At 60.6% G+C, this 18,881-nt stretch carries 14 protein-coding genes and 1 tRNA gene; 6 read left to right on the top strand and 9 right to left on the bottom strand.

The features are described 5' to 3' along the window. Positions 1 to 4 precede the first annotated feature (4 nt). The 4 genes from IE091_RS01350 to IE091_RS01335 all read right to left on the bottom strand — a co-directional run bounded on the left by IE091_RS01350 (position 5) and on the right by IE091_RS01335 (position 4,927). On the bottom strand, positions 5 to 1,015 hold the full coding sequence (locus IE091_RS01350; protein ID WP_189462611.1) for a virulence RhuM family protein: 1,011 nt from the start codon (positions 1,013 to 1,015) through the stop codon (positions 5 to 7). Continuing rightward, a complete protein-coding gene (locus IE091_RS01345) occupies positions 1,012 to 1,803 on the bottom strand; it encodes a hypothetical protein (RefSeq protein ID WP_189462610.1) in 792 nt (263 codons plus the stop codon). Before IE091_RS01345 ends, IE091_RS01350 begins: the two co-directional genes overlap by 4 nt. After that, positions 1,803 to 4,577: a class I SAM-dependent DNA methyltransferase gene (locus IE091_RS01340; RefSeq protein WP_189462609.1), complete on the bottom strand. Its 2,775-nt coding sequence runs from the start codon at positions 4,575 to 4,577 to the stop codon at positions 1,803 to 1,805. Before IE091_RS01340 ends, IE091_RS01345 begins: the two co-directional genes overlap by 1 nt. Before the next feature lie 273 nt (positions 4,578 to 4,850). Further along, a tRNA-Ile gene (locus tag IE091_RS01335) sits at positions 4,851 to 4,927 on the bottom strand. Between the two features lie 184 nt (positions 4,928 to 5,111). Between IE091_RS01335 and IE091_RS01330 the strand changes: the two genes are divergently transcribed. Then, positions 5,112 to 5,687: a hypothetical protein gene (locus tag IE091_RS01330; RefSeq protein WP_039175667.1), complete on the top strand. Its 576-nt coding sequence runs from the start codon at positions 5,112 to 5,114 to the stop codon at positions 5,685 to 5,687. Positions 5,688 to 5,737: 50 nt separating this feature from the next. Here IE091_RS01330 and IE091_RS01325 read toward each other — a convergent pair whose 3' ends face one another. From IE091_RS01325 to IE091_RS01305, 5 genes are all read right to left on the bottom strand, one after another. Further along, positions 5,738 to 7,573 carry an ABC transporter ATP-binding protein gene (locus IE091_RS01325; protein ID WP_096921346.1) on the bottom strand — a complete coding sequence of 612 codons (1,836 nt, stop codon included), beginning with the start codon at positions 7,571 to 7,573 and terminating at the stop codon, positions 5,738 to 5,740. Between the two features lie 62 nt (positions 7,574 to 7,635). Continuing rightward, positions 7,636 to 8,445 carry an ABC transporter ATP-binding protein gene (locus IE091_RS01320; protein ID WP_039175663.1) on the bottom strand — a complete coding sequence of 270 codons (810 nt, stop codon included), beginning with the start codon at positions 8,443 to 8,445 and terminating at the stop codon, positions 7,636 to 7,638. After that, positions 8,442 to 9,524, bottom strand: a complete 1,083-nt coding sequence (locus IE091_RS01315; RefSeq protein ID WP_189462652.1) for a FecCD family ABC transporter permease — start codon at positions 9,522 to 9,524, stop codon at positions 8,442 to 8,444. Before IE091_RS01315 ends, IE091_RS01320 begins: the two co-directional genes overlap by 4 nt. A gap of 88 nt (positions 9,525 to 9,612) precedes the next feature. Further along, a complete protein-coding gene (locus IE091_RS01310; RefSeq protein WP_039175661.1) occupies positions 9,613 to 10,581 on the bottom strand; it encodes a FecCD family ABC transporter permease in 969 nt (322 codons plus the stop codon). Between the two features lie 56 nt (positions 10,582 to 10,637). Next, the gene (locus IE091_RS01305; protein ID WP_189462608.1) at positions 10,638 to 11,615 is read right to left on the bottom strand and encodes an ABC transporter substrate-binding protein; all 978 of its coding nucleotides are present in this window, start codon (positions 11,613 to 11,615) and stop codon (positions 10,638 to 10,640) included. 245 nt (positions 11,616 to 11,860) lie between these two features. Between IE091_RS01305 and IE091_RS01300 the strand changes: the two genes are divergently transcribed. From IE091_RS01300 to IE091_RS01280, 5 genes are all read left to right on the top strand, one after another. Continuing rightward, complete coding sequence (locus tag IE091_RS01300) at positions 11,861 to 14,047, top strand: TonB-dependent receptor domain-containing protein (protein WP_096921349.1); 2,187 nt, start codon at positions 11,861 to 11,863, stop codon at positions 14,045 to 14,047. A gap of 190 nt (positions 14,048 to 14,237) precedes the next feature. After that, positions 14,238 to 15,158, top strand: coding sequence for a LysR family transcriptional regulator (locus IE091_RS01295; protein ID WP_189462651.1), 921 nt, complete (start codon positions 14,238 to 14,240; stop codon positions 15,156 to 15,158). Positions 15,159 to 15,234: 76 nt separating this feature from the next. Continuing rightward, positions 15,235 to 16,110, top strand: a complete 876-nt coding sequence (locus IE091_RS01290; protein ID WP_039175659.1) for an AEC family transporter — start codon at positions 15,235 to 15,237, stop codon at positions 16,108 to 16,110. Between the two features lie 80 nt (positions 16,111 to 16,190). Further along, positions 16,191 to 17,393 carry a PQQ-dependent sugar dehydrogenase gene (locus IE091_RS01285; RefSeq protein ID WP_189462607.1) on the top strand — a complete coding sequence of 401 codons (1,203 nt, stop codon included), beginning with the start codon at positions 16,191 to 16,193 and terminating at the stop codon, positions 17,391 to 17,393. A 32-nt stretch (positions 17,394 to 17,425) separates the two neighbouring features. After that, positions 17,426 to 18,871, top strand: coding sequence for a sensor histidine kinase (locus IE091_RS01280; protein ID WP_039175657.1), 1,446 nt, complete (start codon positions 17,426 to 17,428; stop codon positions 18,869 to 18,871). Positions 18,872 to 18,881: the final 10 nt, after the last annotated feature.

The following is an 18,881-nucleotide window of genomic DNA, read 5'->3' as shown; positions in this document are numbered from 1 at the left end:
CCTGTCACGGCTTCTTGCCCTTGTGTTTGAGGTCTTGTTCCAGTTGTTCGATTTCCTTCAGGTCAGCGGCATCGGCGGCCTTGGCCTCCGCAATTCGCCGCTGCTGGTCGAAAACCTCATAACGTTCACGGGCGATCCGTTCCATTTTCTCGCGGCTGACGGAGCCTGCCCCTGCAAGAATGGGTTGATCATTGAATGCCAGCATCTTGTCGACGTTGTTGCGCCAGAAATCCAGTGTCAGCTCTTTCTGCTGCTTGACCCGCAGCTCCGCTTGCTCCAGGAAGATCACCACCAGCCGGTTGAGTGTGTCGATCTCGTCTGCCGTCAGGTAGTTCTTGGCCACGATGACATCTTGCTTGCGTACCCGTGAACCGCTCCAACTGGTCAACGCCATATTGGGCTGATCGGGGTTCGAACGCTTCAGGATCAGCTCGGCAGCGGTATGGGCGGTGGTGGCGTACAGCAGTTTGTTCTGCACCTCGGCGAAGAACTGAGCGGTCTCTCGCTCGCGGGCCTGGTAATCCGAACTGAGGGCAAACAGATCACGCACCTTCTGATAGAAGCGCTTCTCTGAAGCCCGTATGTCCCGAATGCGCTCCAGCAGCTCATCGAAGTAATCCCAGCCACCGGGGTTCTTCAGGCGCTCATCATCCATCACGAAGCCCTTGAGCAGGAACTCCTTGAGGTGCGTGCTGGCCCATTGGCGGAACTGGACGCCGCGAGGTGAGCGAACGCGGTAGCCGATAGCCAAGATAAGGTCGAGGTTGTAGTAACTGATCTTTCGTTTGACCTGGCGGTTGCCCTCGGATTGAACTGTCAAGGATTCCTTGACAGTTGCCTCTGGGTCTAACTCATTGTCTTCGAATATATTTTTGGCGTGCAGGGAGACATTCTGCTTGGTGGTCTGGAACAGCTCGGCTATTTCCAGCTGACTGAGCCAGATGCTGTCACCCTCCACCCGAAGGTGCAGCTGGGTTCGGCCATCGTCCGTGGTGTATAGGATCAATTCGCTCATGGGTTCAAGCCTCCTTGCTGGTGACTCGCAGCCTGCTGGTCAACCGACATGGCTCCTGCGAACCAACCAGGCACTTCCAAGTCTTCACGATCAAAAATATCTTTAGGTACGTCTTTCCAGAAGGCGACGATCGCATCAGAGAAGCCCTGAAGCTGGTTCTCGCTCACTACTAGATGCGTGTAGTCCAGATACCCCAAGCCTGAGAAAGCCCCGCTAATATTGCTCAAGGGGTCAGGAAGATACTCAGGATACTTTTCTTTCAGTTCGTCGAAGGAGTTGCCCTTGCCATGCTTATAGACGTTGACCACCAAGCGGCAGGCGTCAAGTTTTAGAAAGTAGGCCTGGTCACGAACCCTCCAGCCAAGGCTGTCCATAAGGTCTGCCAACTTTCCAAAATCGGCAGCCCATATCTTACCTGGAACAGTTTCACCGCCATGCCAATGACGGATTTCGTCTGTGAGCCATTTGCGTAGGTGCTTGTCCCACTCGTGATACATTCCAGCGACAACACTTAGCCGGGTGCGGTCGCGCATTTCACAGAGAAGCTGGTAGAACTCAATTCCTTCATCGCGAGCACTTTCATAAAAATCGCCGGGATCATGAAAGTCAGGATTGAAGTGCCGCTTGTTTGCTTCAAGCCAGAACTCAGCGGCCTTCTCTGCTTCACCTTCGATGTCGTTAAACTGTGATAACAGCCGCTTCCTCGCTTGTTCCACGTAGAAAAGATGCCCCTTGATCAGAGACTGTCGGTGAGGCTCCCACATTTGAAACAGCGAGTATTGAGCCATCAGGGTGCTTCCCGTTTCGGATTGGCAGCTGAGTTGGGCGCAGCCGTCATTTTGGTGTACAGGTCAAACAGCTTCTCCAAGCGTTCGGTATCGTTTTTGAAGCGTCGGCCAATATAAATGCGCTCCAGCACTTCATCGTTCTGCTCATGGGCATGGCGCAAGTCGGCAGGCATTTTTTCAGGGTCGTAAAGGTCTGCAATGGTGGCCGGGAAATGCGCCTCTCGTGCCAGCAGAATATTTTCGGCGCAGCGGGCCAGGTCAGCTTTATTTTTCTCAGTCAGGGTTGGGACTGGGAAAGTATTCCAGCCCATTGTATTGGAATAGCGAAAGTCGGTTTTCATTTTTCCGCAAACTGTTGCGATCCATACCAGATGAAGGCGAGATGCGATCAACGACATGCTCCAGAGCGGGGCGTCGTAGAGTCCAAATGCAAGATTTGTCAGAGTTGCTTTTGAATCAATAATGCCAACTGGTAAATAAGGCCTTCTTTCTGAAGAAACGCTTGGCACAACAATCGTGTGATTAACACCAATTCTCATCAATTTAAGCTGATGTGCTCTTTTTGCAAGTGCATTTGCCCCTTTGTCTCTGCTCGCAAGCCGGACTTCGCGAACTGCCTCTACTCGCTCGCGTAAAGCGGGGATAGATAACGCTTCCTCTAAATTATTGTCTTCAATCCAAACACAATAACGCAGCTTGGATTTAATGAAATCTTCTGACCCATAAATTCTTCGAATGAAACGCTTATGTTGCAAAGGGCTAAGACAAAGGAGGGGGAGCTCTGACGGTCCAACCAAAAGATGACCGCCATCTGAGGGTTTGTTTCCAAACTCCATGGTCGCGATGGTTGAAATTGGTTTTCTCCGCTTCTCAACAATAACTGGAGTACCAATTGTCAAATAAGGCGTGATCGATACTCCTTGACGTACGACGACCTCTCCACTTTCTTCATGCTCATAAACTAGTTTAGGCCCAGAAGAGACTCTCCCTAGCGCGACAATAGCCACTGTCACACCTGCATTGTAGCTCGCCAAATTTGCCCACTTGAATGAAGTGTAAGCAAATCGAATTTCGACTCCGGCACCATAGATTATTGGCCATAGGATTGGAACTGACTGTCCTTGACATATTGAGTTTGTTGTTACAAATGCAACAACAGCTGGGGATTTTTCAATATAGTCTGCTGCCTTTACGAACCAGCCTGAGACGTAATCAAGGAAACCGCTAGAGGCGGTTCTTCCTTTAAGAACCTTTCTTATTTCGGACTTTTGTTCAGCGCTTTGCCAAGTGTTCCCGAGATAGGGGGGATTGCCACAAATATAGGTCTCCCCGCCTTCGTTCTCGAAATCGATATGCGCTTGATCAAGCGGTGAATCAAACAGGTCATCTGCGTGGAGCTTCACCCCTATTCCCGTGGGCGGGCAGATGCTAAGCCAGTCCAGCCGCAGGGCGTTGTCGCAGGTAATCCAGTTCTGGGAATCCAGCGGAAGGAACTCGGCCAATGCCAGCTTCTTGCCGCGATATAGCAGGTCGCACTGGTATTCGGCAATAATCAATGCGAGCCGGGCTATCTCTGCTGAAAAGTCCCGCAGTTCGATGCCTCGAAAGTTCGTCAGCGGAATGTCTGTTGGCCGGTTTGGTTCGCCGCGACGTTGATTGATGTCCGCTTCGATGGCCCGCATTTGCTTGTAGGCGATAACCAGGAAATTTCCCGAACCACAGGCCGGATCGAATACTCGGATCTTGGCCATACGATTGCGTAGGTTCAGGAGTTTGCGGGGGTTGTCGCCTGCTTCTTCAAGCTTTTCACGCAGGTCATCCAGGAACAACGGGTTTAGCACTTTCAGGATGTTGGGCACACTGGTGTAGTGCATGCCCAGGGCGCCGCGTTCTTCGTCGTCGGCAACTGCCTGGATCATGGAGCCGAAAATGTCGGGGTTAATCTGGGTCCAGTCCAGGCCACCAATGTGTAGCAAGTAGGAGCGCGCAATCTTGCTGAAATATGGCACTTCAACACTACCGGAGAACAGGCCGCCATTAACGTAGGGAAAGCCATGAGCCCAGCGGGGAATGCCTGCGGCCGTGCGCTCGGCCTGTTTTGTATTCATTGCACGGAAGATTTCGCTGATCACCTCATGGGTGTTGGCAGAATCTCGGGCGCTCATTCGAGTGACGGTATCGGTAAACAGGCCGCTACCGGCGAAAATATCGGTGTCCTCAGCAAAAAAACAGAAGATCAGGCGCGCCATGAAGTGGTTCATCTCATGGCGCTGCTGCTCAGTGCCCCAAGCTGGGTTGTCCTTCAGCAGCTCCACATACAGCCGGTTCAAGCGGCTGGTTGCGCGAATATCAAAAGAGCTATCCCGTACTTGTTTAACGGTGCTTATACCGGCAAGCGGAAGGAAGAAGCCGAAATGGTCAGGGAAGGCTTCGTAGGCGCAGGCGACTGTTTCTCCGTTCTCCATATCTTCAGCTTCGAAGTCCACGCCATCCGTGGCCAGGATGAAACGCGCCTTGGCCCGGCTGGTCGCCGGGCTGGCCTTGAGGGCTTCCAGGGTTTGCGTAACGGCCCCTCCCTCCGCCACAGCGATATGGATATTGTTGGTCTGCAACACGCCGCCAAGATCGGACTTATTTGATGCCCCCGAGCGTAGCCGCTTGATGGTGGTAGCCTTGTTGCCGAAGGCCTCCAGGAAGGCATAGGGGAACTCAGCCGGATCGAAGGGCTGTTGAGCTAAGTCAGAGATTGCGGATTCGATTTCAACTGCGTTCATGGAGTGCCGTCTATTCGATTCGCCATCTGGCGAATGCTTATTTCTCGCTGCCAAGCCGTTGGAGTATATCGCTAGACCTTTTATAACAGGCGATACAACTCTGAGTGCTCAAAGCATCGTTAGAAGAAAAACATCTACAGATTGATAAATGTACCATACACAGCCATAGGCGCTGCTTCCGCGTTGACCATGTGCTTATGCAAGATAATTAGCCAAAAAAACTATAAACGGCGGGGAGCCAAGGACCAAGGGAATCATTCCCTGCTTTAGAAATGGTGGGCCCAGTAGGACTTGAACCTACGACCAAGGGATTATGAGTCCCCTGCTCTAACCAACTGAGCTATAGGCCCGAAAAGCGTGCATATCATAGCGAATGTGTGGGGGCACGGCTACCCCTTGGGGCGCTATCTTGTGGTGGGGCGGCACTTTTTCGGGCAGGCTGCGATACCGGACGTAATGCGGTTGCCCACGGGCCTTCGGGCACTAATCGGCGCGGCCGGGGTCTGCTGATGACTGCTTCTATGGAGACACGCTGTGAAAGCCTTGATTGCTCTTTTTCCGCTGCTGCTGGCGCTGCCCGTTCAGGCCGACTGGCAGTTGGACCCTGCCCAATCGCAGGTGCGGGCGTCCATTACCCAGTTGGACGGTAGCGCGCCGCAAACTCATCATCATCACGTGAGCAATTTGCAGGGCGATATCTCCCCCGATGGTACGCTGCGCCTGCCGCTCCGGCTGAGCCAGACCGACCTGCTGCAACGTTTGGGTGACCTGCCGCCGTGGGTGGGCCTGCTGGCCAATACGCCGCTGGTGACGCTGGTGGCGCAGATGCCCCCCGAACGCCTGGACCGCCTGGACATGGGCGAGGAGCTGGTGGAAACCCTGACCTTTCGAGTCCAGACCGACCGGCTGACCCAGGAGGAAGCGGTGCCGCTGCGCTTTACCCGCGTTGGGCTGAACGAAGTGCGTGTCACCCATGCCGAACCGATGGCGCTGGATGGCAATGCCCTGATGGCCAACAGCACGCTACGCACGGTGCTTTCCCTGCTGGGCTATCAGCAGATCGATGAGCATGTACCGGTGACGCTGAACGCGCTGTTGGTGAACCGCTAAACGCAAGCGCCGCCCATGGGGCGGCGCTTGCGTACGTGGCACGTGAAAGCCTAGCGGCCCAGCACTTCCACATCGCCCGCCTGGGCGGCCCCGGTTTGTACCCGCCACTGGGCGGCGTAGTGGCCATCGGCCTGTAGCAGGCTGGCATGGCTGCCGCGCTCCGCTACCTGGCCCTTCTCGATCACGACGATTTCATCGGCATGCACGATGGTGGACAGCCGGTGGGCAATCATGATGACCGTACGCCCGTGGGCAATGCGCTTCAGCGAGCGCTGGATCGCCGCTTCGGTTTCGTTGTCCACGGCGCTGGTGGCTTCGTCCAGCACCAGAATGGGCGGGTTCTTGAGCAGCGCCCGGGCCAGGGAAAGGCGCTGGCGTTGGCCGCCGGAAAGGCGCACGCCCCGCTCCCCCACCGGGGTGTCCAGCCCTTGGGGCAGCGTCTCGATAAAGCTCCAGGCTTCTGCGGTTTTGGCGGCCTCGATGATGGCGGCTTCGTCGGCATCGGGCATACCGTAGGCGATGTTGTCGCGAATGCTGCCCTCGAACAGGTACACGTCCTGGCTGACCAGGCCGATGGCCTGCCGCAGCGAATGCATGCTGACCTCTGTAATGGGCTGGCCATCGACCAGCACGCGGCCACTGGCAGGGTCGTAGAAGCGCAGCAGCAGCTTGATCAACGTGGATTTACCCGACCCCGTGGCCCCCACCAGGGCCAGCGTGGTGCCCGCCGGAACGTGCAGGTCTACCCCGTTCACGCCTACCTGGCTGGCTTCGTACTGGAAACTCACCGCTTCGAAACGCACCTCGCCTTTCACTGGTGCGGCCAATGCCTGGGTGCTGTCGTCTTTCACCGTAATGGGGACTTCCAGCAAGTCCAGGATACGCTTGGTGCTGGCCATGGCGCGTTCGAACAGGTCGATGACCTGGGCCAGCCCGGTCAGCGGCCAGAGCAGGCGCTGGGTCAGGAACACCAGCACGCCGTAGGCGCCTACGTTGAGGCTGCCGTTGAGCGCCATCATGCCGCCCACGGTGAAGGTGGCCAAAAAGCCCGCCAGAATGGCCATGCGGATGACCGGAATAAACGCCGAACTGACCCTGATCGCCTGACGGTTGGCATCTACATAGGCTTCACTGGCGCTGCGCAGGCGTTCGGCCTCACGGGCTTCACTGGTGAAGCTCTTGATGGTGGCAATGCCGCTCAGGTTGTTGGAGAGCCGGCTGGAAAGGTCGCCCACTTTCTCACGCACCTCGCTGTAGAGCGGCCCCGCCTTGCGCTGGAAGAAGAACGCTCCCCAGATGATCAGCGGGATGGGCGTGAAGGCCAGCAGCGCAATCAGCGGGGAAAGCACGAAGAACACGGCGCCCACCGCCACCACGGTCACTCCCACCTGAATCAGCGCGTTGGCGCCGCCGTCCAGGAAGCGCTCCAGCTGGTTGACGTCATCGTTCATGGTGGCCACCAGTTGGCCTGAGCTCTTCGATTCGAAAAACGCCATGTCGAGCCGCTGGGCGTGCTCATAGGCATCCTGGCGCAGGTCGGCCTGGAGCCGCTGGGCCAGATTGCGCCAAAGCACCTGGTACAGGTACTCGAATAGCGACTCCCCCGCCCAGATAAAGAAGGTCAGCACCGCGAGGATGGCGATCTGCTCGTGCGGGGTTTCGAACCCCAGGCGGGCCACGAAGCTGTTCTCCTGGTTGACCACCACATCGATGGCGACACCGATGAGAATTTCCGGGGCAATATCGAACAGCTTGTTGATGATGGAGCAGATCGTGGCAGCGGTAATCCGCCGACGATACCCCTTGGCGTAGCGCAGCAGCCTGACCAACGCCTGAAAACTTTGGTTGGCAGAACTGGCGGAAGAACTGGGCGTTGAAGAGGCCACGAGGGTTCCTTTTAGCGTGTTGTCATGTATTTTTGGCCTGGAACCCCTGCACGGGGCTCCGCTCATTCAGAACGTTCGGCGCGGCGCACGTTGGCGAGCAGCGGGCTGCCGGTATCCGGGTCCAGCAACAGCGTGCATTCTACCTGATAGAGCGCGCGCACCAAGGCTGGTGTCACCACATCGGCTGGCGCACCTTGGTCGACGATCTGGCCATCGCGCATGGCAATCAGGTGGTCGGCGTAGCGGCAGGCGCTGGCCAGGTCGTGCAGCACCATCACCACGGTGCGGCCATGGCAGGCCAGCGTGCGCACCAGCTCGAAGACTTCGATCTGGTGGCCCAGGTCTAACGCTGAGGTGGGCTCGTCCAGCAGCAGCAGCGGCGTTTGCTGGGCAATGGTCATGGCGATCCAGGCGCGCTGGCGCTGCCCGCCCGAGAGAGCTTCCAGCGGCCGGTCGGCCAGCGCTTCCAGGCCTGCGGCGGTCAGCGCGTGCTGCACGACCTGCTGGTCTTCCGCCGACCATTGGCGTAGCCACCCCTGGTGGGGCTGGCGGCCAAAGCGAATCAGCTCGGTGACGGTGAGCCCTTCGGGGGCCACGGCTTCCTGGGGCAGCAGCGCCAGTTGGGTGGCAAGCTGGCGCGTGGGCAGGCGCTGAATGTCGTGGCCATCGAGCAGTACGGCGCCGCCGTCGGGCTTATGCAGCCGGGCAAGCCCCGAGAGCAGCGTGGATTTACCACAGCCGTTGGGGCCAACGATGGCCGTTACCTTGCCGCTGGGCAGCTCGACGCCCAGCTCCTTGATCACCTGGCGTTGGCCATAACTCATGCTGAGCGCGTCGGTGGCCAGGGTGGGTAAACCGGGGGCAGTGCTCATGGGCGACTCCGTTGCGGGCGCATTAAAATCCATAATAACCAGGGGCCACCTACCACGGCCGTAACGATGCCCACCGGAATCTCGATGGGCGCAAACAGGGTTCGCCCGACCAGGTCGGCCAGCACCATCACCAGCGCCCCGGCCAGGGTGGCGGCCAGAATCGGCACATGGCGAGCGCTGGAGAGTGAGCGAGCGATTTCAGGCCCAATCAGCGCCACCATGCCCACCGGCCCTGCCACGGCAACGGCGAAGGCGGTCAACACCACCGAGAGCATCAGCACCTGAAAGCGGCGGGCGGTGACGCTGACTCCCAGGCCACTGGCCGTGGCGTCCTTGAAGCGCAGCACGGTCAGGGAGCGGGCCAGCGCCATGGCCGCCACCAGGCCCAGCAGCAGCCCCACGCCCAACAGTTGAACGCTGCCGCTGGGCCGTGCGTTGAGCGAGCCGACCGTCCACGGGTAAGCGGCGTTGGCGGTATCGATGGCGACCCGCGCCAGCAGCAGTTGGGTAATGGCGCCAAACACGGCCCCCACCCCAATTCCGGCTACGATGAACCGATAGCCCTGAGTACCGCTACCCGCCGCCAGGCCGAACGTCAGCACGGCCGCCGTGGTGGCCCCGGCCAGTGCCATGGCAGGCGGAGCAATGCCCACCCCCAACCCCACCACCGAGGCCACGGCAAAGGCAGTGGCGCCGTTGTCGATCCCGATGATGCCCGGCGTGGCCAGGCGGTTGCGGGCCAGGGTCTGCATCAGCACCCCGGCCAGGGCGAAGGCGGCCCCGGTATAGCACGCCGCCAGCAGGCGCGGCAGGCGCAGCTCGCGGACCATGAAGGTGGCCATCATCTCCCCCTGCCCGGCCAACGCCGCCAGCACCGCACGAGGGGCCAGCGCCACGTTGCCCAGGCTCAGATAGAGCAGGCTGGCGGCCATCAGCGCCAGCAGCAACCCCGCATTCACCGCCACGGCACGCTTCTCCAGCAACACATGGTAGCGCCCTGTCGTGCTCTGCAAACGCCAATAGCCCGCCGGGGTAGCAGCGGGCGTGGCCAAGGGGGCGGGGGTCGTCATCGGCCACATCGGCCTTGCACCCAACGTCGATTTTGCCGTCATTTTCATAGCGTCAGCGTCCAGGCAAGCAGCGGGCTTGCACAGCATGAAGAGAGGGTCACAGCATGGGTAAACGGCGGGCGCGCACCACGGCAATCAGCACCGGTGCGCCACACAGCGCCGTGAGCACGCCCAGCGGCAGTTCGGAAGGCGCCACGATGACCCGGGAGATGATATCGGCGGTGAGTACGATCAACGGGCCTATCGGCAGGCAGAACCAGAGCGTGCGGCGAATGTCCGGCCCGGCAATGGCGCGGGCCACGAAAGGCACCACCAGCCCGACGAAGGCAATCGGCCCGGCAATGGCCGTGGCCGCCCCCACCAGCAGCGCCACACAGCCAATCGCCAGCCAGCGAATCAGCCCGGGGCGATGCCCCAGGCCGCTGGCTGCCCGCTCGCCCAGCGCCAGCGCCGCCAGGGGGCGCGCGATGAGCGCGACCGTGGCCGCCGCCACCGCCAGGCTGGGGAGCACCGCCCACCAGTCCTCCAAACGGCGGCCCGCCAGGCTGCCCACGACCCAGAAGCGGATTTCATCGGCAGCGCGCTGATCGTAGAGCAGCATCAGGGAGCTGAGCGAACCCAGCAGCCCGGAAAACGCCGCCCCGGCCAGCACCAGCCGAACCGGGTCGTTGCCGACACCGCGAAAGCGCGCCACGCTGAGCACGCACAGGCAGCCGATCAGTGCGCCCAGCTGGGCCACGGAGATACGCAGGGTGGCGGCGCTGGCCCCCAGCACCAGCGCCAGCGCCACGGCGAATGCCGCCCCAGCGCTGACCCCCAGCAGGCCCGGCTCGGCCAGCGGGTTGCGCGAAACGGCCTGCAGCAGTGCGCCCGCGACCCCCAGGGCTACGCCTACGGTCAGGCCGATCAGGGTACGAGGGGCGCGCAGCTCCTGCACCACGAACAGCGCTTCGCTGTCGTCCACCCCTTGCAGCAGCCCCAATACGCGCACAGGGCCCACCTGGCCCGCGCCAATCACAAGGCTAACGACACACACCGCCAACAAGGCGGTGAGCAGTATCAGCATCCAGGTCGTTGCGGAGCAGCGCCGGGCGGCGCTGCTCCCTATAAAAGCAGCAAACATCACGGCAACAACGCGTTCTCGATGTCATCCAGGATGGCCTGGGCCGCCAGCGGGCCGTTGGCGCTGCTCCAGAGCTGGCCGTTGACCGGCACGACCCGGTCGTTTTCGACGACGTTCAGGCGTGTAAATGCCGGGCTCTGACGGGCGGCATCCAGCGCGGCCTGGCCATCGGCGTTGAGCGTCGCCAGAAATAGCCAGTCACCGTCTACCTGAGACAGGTTTTCCAGGCTGAGCACGTCGCTGTGGGCGCTGTCTGGCTTGATCAGCCCGGCGTCCTGCACCTCCAGGCCCACGCTATCCAGCAGGCCCGTGGCAATCAGGTCCTTCGACATCACCATGGGGCCGCTGGGCATCCAGCGAGCCAGCACGGCCGTGCCGCCTACTCCAGCTTCAGCGATGGCACTGGCCAGCTCTGCGGCGCGCTGCTCCACGGCGGCAATGGCCTCGTCGATCTGCGCTTCGCGGTTGAGCGCCTGGCCATACAGTCGGGCTTCGGCTTCCCAGTTATCGGACGCCAGCGGCTGCGTGTGAGGTACGACAGTAGGCGCAATACGCGACAGCAGCTGGTACTGGGCTTCGGGAAGCTGCGGTGCCGCCAGAATCAAATCGGGCTGTTGCGCCAGCACGGCTTCGATGTTGATCTCGCGCACGACGCCGACGATGGCCGGGCGCTCTTCGCCCAGGTAGGCTTCTACATACTCTGCCACGTTGTCACCGCCCCGAGTGGTCACGGCGCCCACCGGAAGAATGCCTGCGGCCAGCGAGGCATCCAGCGCCCCCTCGTAAAGGGTGACCACACGCTCGGGGTGGTCGTTGACCTCGACCTCGCCATAAGCGGTCTCCAGGGTGCGCGCCTGGGCAGCACCGGCAATCAGGCTACCGACCACCAGCGCCACGACTGTTCTACCCGCCAACCCGATCACATCACGCCCGATCCCACTAGGCCCGATCCCTCTGCGCTGCAACGTACGGCCCATGTAAAGCCTCTCCCGATTGAGTGTTGGAAAGATAGTAACGATTCTCAACAGCACTTGCACCCTTATTTACGCGAATGCACCGTTGCATATCTTGCAACGCTTGAAGGCGACTCGGGGCCGTTTCGGTTCATGCAACGCACCGTTCGATGAAACAGCCTCGCGCATGGGAACTTTTCTTCTTAGAATCCCAACCTCTTTTGATAATCAGTTTCATTAGCAAATAAGTTTCATCTCAGGGGATCGCCATGCCACGCTTTACACGTTCTGCACTGGCCAGCGCCATTGCTGTCAGCATGACCGCCACAGCCGTCAATGCTCAGGAAACTGCCCAGCTCAACAACATGGTCGTGACAGCGGCCGGTTACGAGCAAACGCTCAACAACGCGCCCGCCAGCATTTCCGTGGTCACCCGTGAAGAGCTGGAGCAGAAGCAGTTTTCCAATATTGCCGAAGCCATTGCTGACGTACCGGGAGTGGATGTCCGCGCTGGCACGGGCAAGACCGGCGGGCTGAACGTTTCCATTCGTGGCATGCCCAGCAACTATACCCTGATCCTCATCGACGGCCGCCGCCAAAACGCCTCTGGCGATGTGACCCCGAACGGTTTTGGTGAGACCTCCACCAGCTTCATTCCCCCGCTTTCTGCCATCGAGCGTATCGAGGTGATTCGTGGGCCGATGTCCACGCTTTACGGCTCCGATGCCATGGGTGGCGTGATCAACATCATCACGCGCCGCGTTGGCCAGGACTGGGCAGGCTCGGTGTCGGTGGAAAACTCCTTCCAGCAGAATCGCGACGAGGGCAACAGCTCCGCCATCAACCTCTATGCCTCTGGCCCCTTGGTGGAAGACACCGTGGGTCTGCAGCTGCGCGGCCGCCTGTTTGACCGCGACAGCTCAGAGCGCATGATCGAGAACAGCTCAGGTCGCGACCCGCGCCCCTCGGAAGCGCGCATTTACTCCATCGGCGGGCGCATCAACGTCACGCCGGATGAAACGAACGAATTCTGGCTGGATGCCGAGCGCTCCCGCCAGACCTACGATAACAGCGACAGCCGCCTGGGCAACCTGGACACCCCCGCGCGGGTGTTTGGTTATGAAGACGAAATGCGCTTCAACCGCGATCAGGTCGCCATTGGCCATACCGGACGTTTCGAAGCGGGCACCTGGGAAAGCAGCATCAGCCACAGCGAAACCGAAACCCTGGGCCGCACCCTGCCAGCGGGCAATGCCCCCGACTACGGCTACGTGGCACAAGGCGGCGAACCCCGCCTGCTGGAAAACCGCGATATCGTGGTCGACAGCAAGTTCGTGGCCCCGCTGGGTGACCACATGGTGACCGTCGGCGGCCAGTACATCGACGCCCGCCTGGAAGACGGTACGGCAGGCAACGAGCGTTTCGAGCAGAACAGCTGGGCCGCGTTCGTGGAAGACGAGTGGCTGCTGCGCGATGATCTGGCGCTGACCCTGGGTGGCCGCTACGAAAACCACGACGCCTTTGGCGGGCACTTCAGCCCACGCGGCTACCTGGTATGGAACACCACGCCCCACTGGACGCTGAAAGGTGGTATCAGCCAAGGCTACAAGACGCCCACGCTGAACCAGCTGCATGATGGCGTCAACGGATTTGGCGGCCAGGGGGCAACGGTCAATATCGGCACCCCGGATCTGGAGCCGGAAAAAAGCACCAACTATGAAATTGGCGCCATCTACGACGATCAGGAGCGTTTCTCTGCCGGGGCAACGCTGTTCTTCACCCAGTTCCGCGATCGTATTGCCGACGCAGACGATATTCCCAACTGCCAGTTCATCGACAGCAATGGCAATACGCCCTATGCAGGGCTGGCCAACTGCTTGAGCGTGGGCAACTTTACCCAGCAGGAGAGCTTCGGGCAGTTGACCAATATCGACCGTGCCGAGACCCGCGGCGTCGAGCTGAGCGCCAACTATCAGATTGCTCCGGACTGGCGTGTCAGCGGCGGCTATACCTTCACCGATTCCGAGATCACCTCCGGTGACAACGAAGGGATGATTCTGACCAACACGCCGAAGCACAAGCTGACTGCCGACCTCACCTGGCAGATCAACGACCGCTGGAGCACCACGCTGGAAGGCGAGTACTACTCTTCTCGCGAGCGCTTCTCGGCAGGCCTGCCCACGTCGGGTGAAACGCTCTCACTGTATCAACAGCTGGGCAACAAGCTGGACGGATATGAGCTGTTCAACCTGCGCAGCACCTACCGCTTCTCCGACAGCGTGCGGCTGACCGGCGCGGTCCAGAACCTGCTGGACAAGGACTTCACGGGCTACGACACCTTCGAGCATAACGGCGACACCTACGCGGCCTACCGCTACACCCAAACCGGCCGCTCCACTGACGGTGTTGCGCTGAACGGTCGCAGCTTCTGGTTGTCTGCTACTTACGAGTTCTGATCGTAGGTCGCCTACGACCCTTACTGTTTCAATGCTGATTTGATGCCCTGGCCTGGTGCCAGGGCTTTTTTTATCCGCAGCTGAGAAGACCTTCTCCATACTCCAAATACAAACACAAATATAAATTATTTTCATTCATCAAAATAAATGGCACACTATTCGCTCCATGACTCAGCTCGGTGGCCGTGCCATGTACGATTTCGATGAACTTGCCGCATTTGCCGATGTGATGTCGACGGGTAGCCTGACCCGCAGCGCCCAGAAGCTGGGGCTGGCCAAGTCCACCCTGAGCCGTCGCATCAGCCAACTGGAAGCCCGCCTGAATCAGCCGCTGCTGCGGCGCCAAGCCAATCGCTTGATCCCAACCGAAGCGGGGCTGCTGTTCCAGAGCTACTGCAACGAGCTGCTGGCCATGGCGGCCCATAGCCAAGAGGCGCTGGCCGAGCTGCGTGAAGAGATCAGCGGCAAGGTCACCCTGGAAGTGCATGGCGCCCTGGCCCGGGGCTGGATGGCGGGGGTCGTGGATGCCTTCCTGACGCGCTACCCCAAAGTGGAGCTGACCCTGCGCACCCGCGAAACGCCGCCCAGCAAGATGCACAGCAACAGCGTGCATATCTGGCTAGGCGCCAATCATGAGTGCGGGCTCAATCAGGAGCGGCTGGGGTATCTTTCGCGGGGGCTGTATGCCAACCCAAGCTATCTGAAACAGGCAGGCCACCCGCAGCACCCCAGCGAACTTGGCGAGCACGCCTGGATCGACCTGCTGGATACGGCTTCCAACGGGCTGTTGCTGCACCATTCAGAGCATCCCGACTACCTGTTCGATGCGCCCCGTTCGCGGCTACGCGTCGATCTCACGGTACTGCACATCGATGCCATTGCTTATGGCCAGGGCATTGGCCTGCTGCCCCACTGGGTGGTGGCAAGGCGCGAAAAGCATCACCCGGGGGATCTGGTGCGCTGCCTGCCGGGCTGGGAGCCTGCGGCGCTGCCTGTCACCATGCTGTATGCCTACGGGCAACACTCCCGGCGGGTCAACGCCCTGCTGGAGTTTCTGCGCGAACAGGTCCCTGCCGAGTGGCAGACCACTCGCTCACGGGTCAATGCCTGACACCCACGTCACGTTGCTTGCCTGTACAGTGCGTTATTGCCGACAATAGAGCGCTGAACCCCGTCAAGGAACGTTGATGCTCGCCGAACTGTTCGCCGTCATGGCCCCTGTACTGGCAGGCGCCGGGCTTGGCTATGCCTGGGTACGCCTTGGCCACCCCTACCCCGTCGATTTCATTACTCGCCTGGTCTTCAACATCGGCACCCCGGCGCTGGTACTGGCATCGCTGTCGGGCGCCAATATCGATGCGGGCACTTTTGGCCATGTCATGCTGGCCACCGCGCTGGTCATCCTGACCATGGGGGCTGCCAGCTTTCTGGTGGCCAAGCTGCTGGGCCGCCACTGGCGCGTGGTCATCGCCCCCATGATGTATCCCAACACGGGCAACATGGGCCTGCCGGTGGTGCTGTATGCCTTTGGAAGCGCCGGGTTTGCCTACGGCATCACGGTGATGGTGACCGTCTCGCTGTTTCAGTTCACCCTGGGGGCAGCGTTGGATGCCAAGGGCAACCCGCTCAAGACGCTGGTCAAGACACCGACCGTGTATGCCATCGTCATCGCCATGGCGCTGCTGCTCACCGATACCCCTCTGCCTCCTTGGCTGGCCAATACCGTCGACCTGATGTCGGGCTTCACGGTACCGCTGATGCTGATTACTCTGGGGGTTTCACTGGCCAGCATCCAGGTCAAGAGCCTGCGCTCCGGCGTGGGTTTCAGCCTCATCCGTATCCCGCTGGCCGCCGTGACGGCCTGGTTCATCGCCGCCTGGCTGGGGTTGCCGCCCTTGGCACAAAGCATCCTCGTGGTACAGATGTGCATGCCGGTGGCCGTGTTCAATTATCTGTTTGCCCAACGCGCCCAGCGCGAGCCCGCTTATGTGGCCAGCCTGGTCTTCTGCTCTACGCTGCTGGCACTGATTTACCTGCCACTGCTGCTGGCACTACTGATGTAGGGTGGGGAACCCCACCCCCATGTCGCAGTCACTGCTAGACTGAACCGACCCATCTAGCCAACGTCACCGGAGAACCGATCATGTCCGAACGTCAGCCCGCTGTGTTGAACGTCTTCCCCCTTACTGCCTCCACGCCGGCTCAGGTGCGCCCTGCTGGCTGGCTCGCCATCGCCGCGAGTGGGCTGCTGTTGACTAGCGTTGCACAGGCCGAGACCGTGCACCAAGGGCTCGAAACCGAACACTTCCCGGTGTCCATCGAACGCGTGGCCAGCGGTTTCGAGCACCCCTGGGCAGTGGCATTTCTGCCCGATGGGCGCTACCTGGTCAGCGAGCGTAACGGCCAGCTCAACCTGGTCGACCCGGATAGCGGTGAGACACGCGTGCTGGAGGGCATGCCCGAGGTGAACCACCATGGGCAAGGCGGCCTGCTGGATGTGGTGCTGCATCCAGCGTTTGGCGACGGCGAACATGACTGGGTCTATTTCACCTGGAGCAAGCCGGAGGGCAGCCAGAGCCGTGCCGCGCTTTCGCGGGTCAAGTGGGAGGAGGACGCACTGGGCGAGGTGGAGCATCTGTTCGAGCAGGACCGCGCCTCTGCACCCGGCAGGCACTACGGTTCACGGATCGCCTGGCTGCCGGATGGCACGCTGCTGATGAGCATTGGCGACCGTGGCAATGAGCCGCCACGCGCCCAGGCCAGCGACGACCACGCAGGCACCACCCTGCGCCTGACCGCCACCGGTTCGGCCCCCGAGAACAACCCGTTCGTCGATGACGACACGACGCTGGACGAAATCTATACCCAGGGCAACCGCAACATCCAGGGAATGACCGTGCTCAGCAACGGTGAAGCCTGGGCCACTGAACACGGGCCGCGGACCGGTGACGAGCTGAACCTGCTTCAGCCGGGCAACAACTATGGCTGGCCCGAAGTGAGCCTGGGCAATGACTACGCCACCAATGAACCGATCGGCGTGGAGTCGAAGCCAGGCATGGAGGACCCCGTGTATCGGTTCGATGGACGGTTTGCCCCCTCGGGCCTGGCGGAAGTCACCAGCGAGGCCTTTGGCCCTTGGCAGGGCAGCCTGCTGGCGGGCGGGCTGGCCAGCGAGCAGCTGTTGCTGCTGACCCTCGAAGAGGGCCAGGTCGGCCAGCAAGAGCAGATACTGGATGGCGAAGTGGGCCGCATTCGCGATGTACGCCAGGGGCCCGACGATGCGATCTACCTGCTCTCCGACGGTGCCCAGGGCAGCCTCTATCGGCTGACCCCCAGCCCGCGTTGATACTTCTACTCACTGACCACCACGGATAGACGATGCGCCTACGTAACTTGATCATTCTCACGGTGATTGTGCCGCTTTTCATTGTGCTGGTGGTATTCAGCCTGGTGGCCATCAAGTCGCTGGAGGATAACGTACGCTCCAAGCTGCAAACCGAGGTGGAGATCATCACCCGGGCGCTGAGCACGTCGCTGAGTTACGCGGTGGCCCGCGACAGCGCCACCCCCCTGGAGGAGGCCCTGCAGTCGGCCTTCTCGTTTCACCGTATCTACGGTGCCTATGTGTTCGACACCCATGGGCGCGAGGTATACGGCCTGGGGCTGGGCAAGGACCTGTTCACCCCTGAAGAGATCCGGAAAGTCATCGAACGCGACGACCTCTACAGCAACTATCGCCAGCAGGAGGGCTGGACCTACTACTCGGCACTGATCCCGCTGCGTACCCAGGATGGCAGCGTACAGGGCGTGCTGCAGGTCAACCGCCTGAATACCGGTATCGAAAACTACACCGGGTTCATCAGCATCGTGGCCGTGCTGGTCTTCGTGATCGGTGCGGCGGGCATCGTGTTCAGTATCTGGTGGGGCTTCCGTCGCTACATCGAGCGCCCCCTGAACCGGCTGCTGCACGTCATGCTGCTGGTAGAAGATGGCGACCGCAGCCAACGGGCCACGGCTGATGGCCCTACCGAATACCGTCGGCTGGCCTCAGGCCTGAACGGCATGCTGGACGCCATGGCCGAGAAGGACCGCGATATCGAGGATCGTCAGCGCCGCGAGATCGAGCTGGAAAAACGCCTGCGCAAATCCAAGAAGCTGGCCGAGCTGGGCGTGCTGGCAGCGGGTGTCGCCCATGAAATCGGTGCCCCGCTCACCGTCATCAACGGCCAGGCCCAGCGCCTGGCACGCAGGGACACCATCGGCGACGATGAGCGCGCCCGGCTGGGCAGAATACGCGGCGAAGTTGAGCGTATCGTCGAAATCGTGCGCCAATTGATGGAATTGGGCCGACAACATAACGTAGAGAAAGGAAATCAGGCGCTCGACCAGCTTATCCTGAGTGCCAGCGAGCTGGTCGAGGAAGAACTGGAACCAAGAAATATTCGCCTGGATATTGATCTTCCTGCACCGACCCCCCATTTACTGGTCAATGGCCAGCAGATCATTCAGGTGCTGACCAACCTGTTTCGCAATGCAGCGCAAGCGCCCAACGTGAACCATATTCGCGTCCGCGCGAAGGCCCATGATGAAGAGCTGACGCTATGGGTAGAGGATAACGGGCCAGGCATACCGCCCTCCCATCACCATCAGGTATTCGACCCCTTTTTCACCACCAAGCCGGTGGGGCAAGGCAGTGGCCTGGGGCTGTCCATGGTACACCGCATTATCAACGATCACGGCGGGACGATTGGCGTTTTTGACAGCACCTTGGGCGGTGCTGGCTTCGAGATCACGCTGCCCCTTTGTGACACCGCATCCGCTTGAGGACAACGTT

The sequence above is a fragment of the Vreelandella hamiltonii genome (assembly GCF_014651775.1).
GTDB lineage: Bacteria > Pseudomonadota > Gammaproteobacteria > Pseudomonadales > Halomonadaceae > Vreelandella > Vreelandella hamiltonii.
The sequence above is the reverse complement of the archived record's forward strand: the minus strand, read 5'-3'. Positions and strand labels throughout refer to the sequence as shown.

Coding starts and splice junctions, on each gene's coding strand:
- IE091_RS01300 (WP_096921349.1), top strand. CDS start 11,861: ATGCCACGCTTTACACGTTCTGCACTGGCCAGCGCCATTGCTGTCAGC.
- IE091_RS01340 (WP_189462609.1), bottom strand. CDS start 4,577: ATGAACGCAGTTGAAATCGAATCCGCAATCTCTGACTTAGCTCAACAG.
- IE091_RS01310 (WP_039175661.1), bottom strand. CDS start 10,581: ATGCTGATACTGCTCACCGCCTTGTTGGCGGTGTGTGTCGTTAGCCTT.
- IE091_RS01305 (WP_189462608.1), bottom strand. CDS start 11,615: ATGGGCCGTACGTTGCAGCGCAGAGGGATCGGGCCTAGTGGGATCGGG.
- IE091_RS01315 (WP_189462652.1), bottom strand. CDS start 9,524: ATGTGGCCGATGACGACCCCCGCCCCCTTGGCCACGCCCGCTGCTACC.
- IE091_RS01280 (WP_039175657.1), top strand. CDS start 17,426: ATGCGCCTACGTAACTTGATCATTCTCACGGTGATTGTGCCGCTTTTC.
- IE091_RS01295 (WP_189462651.1), top strand. CDS start 14,238: ATGTACGATTTCGATGAACTTGCCGCATTTGCCGATGTGATGTCGACG.
- IE091_RS01345 (WP_189462610.1), bottom strand. CDS start 1,803: ATGGCTCAATACTCGCTGTTTCAAATGTGGGAGCCTCACCGACAGTCT.
- IE091_RS01290 (WP_039175659.1), top strand. CDS start 15,235: ATGCTCGCCGAACTGTTCGCCGTCATGGCCCCTGTACTGGCAGGCGCC.
- IE091_RS01350 (WP_189462611.1), bottom strand. CDS start 1,015: ATGAGCGAATTGATCCTATACACCACGGACGATGGCCGAACCCAGCTG.
- IE091_RS01320 (WP_039175663.1), bottom strand. CDS start 8,445: ATGAGCACTGCCCCCGGTTTACCCACCCTGGCCACCGACGCGCTCAGC.
- IE091_RS01285 (WP_189462607.1), top strand. CDS start 16,191: ATGTCCGAACGTCAGCCCGCTGTGTTGAACGTCTTCCCCCTTACTGCC.